The organism is Streptomyces sp. NRRL S-350 (assembly GCF_000719705.1).
Lineage (GTDB): Bacteria > Actinomycetota > Actinomycetes > Streptomycetales > Streptomycetaceae > Kitasatospora.
Genome location: NZ_JOHO01000128.1, coordinates 1 through 4861, shown reverse-complemented (window position 1 = coordinate 4861; position 4861 = coordinate 1). Strand labels below are relative to the sequence as shown.

1 protein-coding gene is annotated in these 4861 nt (G+C 75.2%); it reads right to left on the bottom strand.

Features of this window, described 5'->3' with window-relative positions; all coding sequences use genetic code 11:
- The coding region (locus IF30_RS50050; RefSeq protein WP_030247854.1) for a type I polyketide synthase at positions 1 to 4861 on the bottom strand (4861 nt) is incomplete at both ends.

Genomic DNA, 4861 nt, shown 5'->3' with positions numbered 1-4861 from the left:
GAGGTGGCGGATGCCGTGGGTGGTGACGAGGTGTTGGGCGAGGAGGCTGCCGAGGGTGCCGGTGCCGCCGGTGATCAGGACGGTGCCGTTCGGGTCGAGTGTGAGGGCCGTCGGGGTGTCCGTCGTGGTGTCCGGGGTGACGACCCTGGCCAGCCGCGGCACGGTCAACTGACCGTCCAGCAGGGACAGTTCCGGTTCGTCGTCGGTCGCGCCGAGGGCGAGGGGCAGGAGCCGGAGGCCGGTGTCGTCGAGGTGGACGAGGACGATGCGGTCGGGGTTCTCGGCCTGGGCGGACCGGGTGAGCCCCTGGACGGCAGCGGCGGCCAGGCCGTCGGCGTCCCGGGTGGCGACCAGGACGCGGGTGTCGGCAAGGGCCTCGTCGGTGAGGGCCTCCCGGAGAGCGGTGAGGGCCTGTTCGCCGAGGTCGTGGGCGCGGTCGGGTTCGTCCGCCGCGGTGGTGGCGAGCGGGAGGTGGCGGAGGACGTCGACGCCCGCGGCGCGCAGCGCCTCGGCACAGGCGTCGTCGCCGATGACCGTCCAGGGCCCGGTGACGGGGGTGCGGCCGGTGAGCTCCCGGACTGTTCGCTCCACCCGGTACAGCGGTGGCCGGGCGACGGTACGGACCGCGGCGAGCTGCTCGGCCGTGATCGGGCGGCCGGCCAGTGAGTGCACCGTCAGGACCGGAAGTCCGTCGAAGTCGGACAGGTCCAGCCGGGCGCTCTCCGGACCGGTCGGCGTCAGCCGCACCCGGAGCGCACGGGCGCCGACGGCGTGCAGGTCGACGTCGGTCCAGGAGAACGGCAGCCGGATGCCCTCGGGCCCGAGGTCGAGCAGGGAGGCGTGCAGGGAGGCGTCCAGCAGGGCCGGGTGGATGCCGAACTCGCCGGCGCCGCCCTCGCCCTCGGGCAGCACGACCTCCGCGTACAGCTCCGGGCCGCGCCGCCAGGCGGACCGCAGGCCCTGGAACAGCGGGCCGTAGTGGTAGCCGCGGGCGGCGAGCCGGGGGTAGAAGTCGTCGACCGGGATCGGGGTGGCCCCGGCCGGGGGCCAGGCCTCCTCGACCGGGGGGCGGTCGGGCGCCTCGGCGGTGAGGGTGCCGACCGCGTGCGCCGTCCACGGCTGGTCGTCGCCGGTCGGGTCGGCCGGGCGGGAGTGGACGGTCACCGTGCGGTGGGCCCCGCTCTCCGCCGGGCCCACCGCGACCTGGACCTCCACGGGGGCGTCCCCGGGGACCACCAGCGGGTGCTGGAGCGTGAGTTCGGCCAGATGCGGGTGGCCGGTCCGCTGGGCGGCGTGCAGGGCGAGTTCGACGAAGGCGGCGCCGGGCAGCAGCACGGCGTCCAGGACGGCGTGGTCGATGAGCCAGGGATGTTGGCGCAGCGAGACCCGGCCGGTGAACAGGTGGGTGCCGTCGGGCAGCGTGGTGGCGGCGGCCAGTACCGGGTGGTGCAGCGGACGCAGGCCCGTGCTGCCGAGGTCGGTGGTGGTGACCGGCTTCAGCCAGTACGACCGGCGCTGGAAGGGGTAGGTGGGCAGCTCCACCGGGACCGCCGGGGTGCCCGGCAGGGCGGGCCAGGTGATGGGGGTGCCGGTGGTGTGGGCGTGGGCGGCGGAGGTGAGGAAGCGGGCGAGGTCGCCGTGGTCGCGGCGCAGGGTGCCGACGGCCTGGCCGGCGCCGTCGAGGATTTCTTCGACGGGATTGGTGAGGACGGGGTGGGGGCTGGCTTCGATGAAGGTGGTGTGGCCGGTTTCGGTGAGGGCGCGGACGGACTGTTCGAAGAGGACGGGGTTGCGGAGGTTGGTGTACCAGTAGTCGGCGTTCATGACGGTGGTGTCGATGAACGTGGCGGTGAGGGTGGAGTAGAGCGGGACGGTGGAGGGCCGGGGGGTGAGGTCGGCGAGGTCGGAGAGGACCCGGTCGCGGATGGCTTCGACCTGGGGGCTGTGGGAGGCGTAGTCGACGGGGATGGTGCGGGCGCGGATGCCGTCGGCCGTCGCCTGCTCGACGATGGCGGTCAGGGCTTCGACGGTGCCGGCGATGACGGTGTGGTTCGGGCCGTTGACGGCGGCGATGTGGGCGTGGCCGTCGTGGGCGGCGAGCAGGGGTTCGACCTGGTCGGCGGGCAGCGGGATGCTGGCCATGGTGCCGGTGCCGGCGAGGCTGGTGATGGCCTGGCTTCGGCGGACGACCACGCGGGCGGCGTCGTCGAGGGTGAGGGCGCCGGCGATGTGGGCGGCGGCGATCTCGCCTTGGGAGTGGCCGATGACGGCGTCGGGGTGGACCCCGAGGGATTCCCAGAGGCGGGCGAGGGAGACCATGACGGCGAACAGGGCGGGTTGGACGACGTCGACCCGTTCCAGGGAGGGCGCGTCCGGGGTCTGTTCGATGAGGTCGAGCAGGTTCCAGTCGGTGTAGCGGGCGAGGGCCTGCGCGCAGGCCTCGATGTGGCTGCGGAAGAGAGGGGATTCGGCCAGGAGGTCGCGGGCCATGCCGTCCCACTGGGAGCCCTGGCCGGGGAAGACGAACACGGTGCGGCCGGGGCGCTCGGCGCGGCCGGTCACGACGACCGGCGAGGGCTGGTCGTCGGCGAGTGCGGCGAGACCGCTCAGCAGTTCCTCGCGGTCCCGGCCGACGACGACCCCGCGGTGCTCGTACCGGCCCCGGGAGGTGGCCAGGGCGCCGGCGACGGCGGCCGGGTCGACGTCCGGGCGGTCCAGCAGGTGGGCGCGCAGCCGGTCCGCCTGGGCGCGCAGGGCGGCTTCGGTGCGGGCGGAGAGCACGAAGGGGACGGCCGCCGGGGCGTCCCCGTCCGGCTCGGTGCCGGCGGTCTCCGGCGCGACGGGTGCGAGGGGCGCGGCCGGTGCGGCCGGTGCGGCCTCCAGGATGATGTGGGCGTTGGTGCCGCTGATGCCGAAGGAGGAGACGGCCGAGCGCCGCGGGTGGTCGGTCTCGGGCCAGTCCCGGGTCTCGGTGAGCAGCGAGACCGCGCCCTCCGTCCAGTCGACGTGCGGGGTGGGCTCGTCCACGTGCAGGGTGCGGGGCAGCACGCCGTGGCGCATCGCCTCGACCATCTTGATCACACCGGCGACGCCGGCCGCGGCCTGGCTGTGGCCGATGTTGGACTTGAACGAACCCAGCCAGAGCGGCAGTTCGGGTTCGTGTGCCCGGCCGTAGGTGGCCAGCAGGGCCTGCGCCTCGATCGGGTCGCCGAGGGTGGTGCCGGTGCCGTGGGCCTCGACCGCGTCGACCTGGTCGGGAGTCAGCCGGGCGTCGGCCAGTGCGGCGCGGATGACCCGCTGCTGCGCCGGCCCGTTGGGGGCGGTGAGCCCGTTGCTGGCGCCGTCCTGGTTGACGGCGGTGCCGCGGACCACCGCGAGCACCCGGTGCCCGTTGGCCCGGGCGTCGGACAGCCGCTCCAGCAGCAGCATGCCCGCGCCCTCGCCCCAAGCGACGCCGTCGGCGGAGCCCGCGAAGGAGCGGCAGCGGCTGGCGGGCGACAGCCCGCGCTGCCGGCTGAACTCCTGGTACATCCCGGGTGTGGCCATCACGGTGACGCCGCCGGCCAGGGCCATGGTGCACTCGCCCTGCCGCAGCGCCTGGACGGCCAGGTGGAGTGCCACCAGTGAGGAGGAGCACGCGGTGTCGACGGTCAGCGCCGGGCCCTCCAGGCCGAGCACGTAGGACACCCGCCCGGAGGCCACGCTGGCGGCGAGACCGGTGACCAGGTAGCCCTCCGCGCCCTCGGCACCGAGGTAGGTCAGCGAGGCGTACTCCTGGGCGATCACCCCGGTGAACACGCCGGTACGGCTGCCGTGCAGCGACTTCGGGTCGATGCCGGCCCGCTCCACCGCCTCCCAGCTGGTCTCCAGCAGCAGGCGCTGCTGGGGGTCCAGGGCGAGCGCTTCGCGCGGGCTGATGCCGAAGAAGTCGGCGTCGAACTCGTCGGCGTCGTACAGGAATCCGCCCTGGCGGGCGTAGGTCTTGCCGATCGCCTCCGGGTCGGCGTCGAAGAGGTTGTCGACGTCCCAACCCCGGTTGTCCGGGAAGTCGCCGATCGCGTCGACGCCGTCGGCGACGAGCCGCCACAGTGCCTCGGGGGTGTCGGCGCCGCCGGGGAAGCGGCAGCCCATGCCGACGATCACGATCGGGTCGTCGTCCGCGGAGGCCGTCACGGCCGTCGGTGCGGCGGCGCCGGTGGCCGTTCCGCCGGCGCCGCCGAGCAGCCCGGCGAGCAGGAAACGGGCGACCGCGGTGGGGGTCGGGTGGTCGAAGGTCAGGGTGGCGGGCAGCCGCAGGCCGGTGCCGGCGGCCAGCGCGTTGCGCAGCTCGACGGCGGTCAGCGAGTCGAAGCCGAGTTCCTTGAACTGGCCGGCCGGGTCGACGGACGAGACCGCGCCGTGGCCGAGCGCGGTCGCGACCGCGCCGCGGACGAGGTCGAGCAGGACCTGCTCCTGCTCGGCCGGGCTCCGCCCGTGCAACTGCTCCAGGAGGGGCGACGCGCCGGCCGGGCCGCCCTGGGCCGCCCGCCGCGTGACACCGCGCACCAGGCCGCGGTAGAGCGGGGGCACCTCGCCGGAGGCCCGCAGCCGGCCGGTGTCGAAGAGCGCGGCGACGGTGGTCGCGCTCCCGCCGGCCAGCGCGGCGTCGAACATCGCCAGGGCGCGCTCGGCCGGGACCGGAAGCAGGCCGGTCCGGCGCATCCGGGCGTGGTCCTGCTCGGCCAGCGCCGCCGTCATGCCGCCCGCTTCCTGCTGCCAGGGGCCCCAGGCGAGGGAGTGGGCGGGGAGGCCGTGGGTGTGGCGGTGGGTGGCGAGGGCGTCGAGGTAGGCGTTGGCGGCGGCGTAGTTGGCTTGTCCGGGG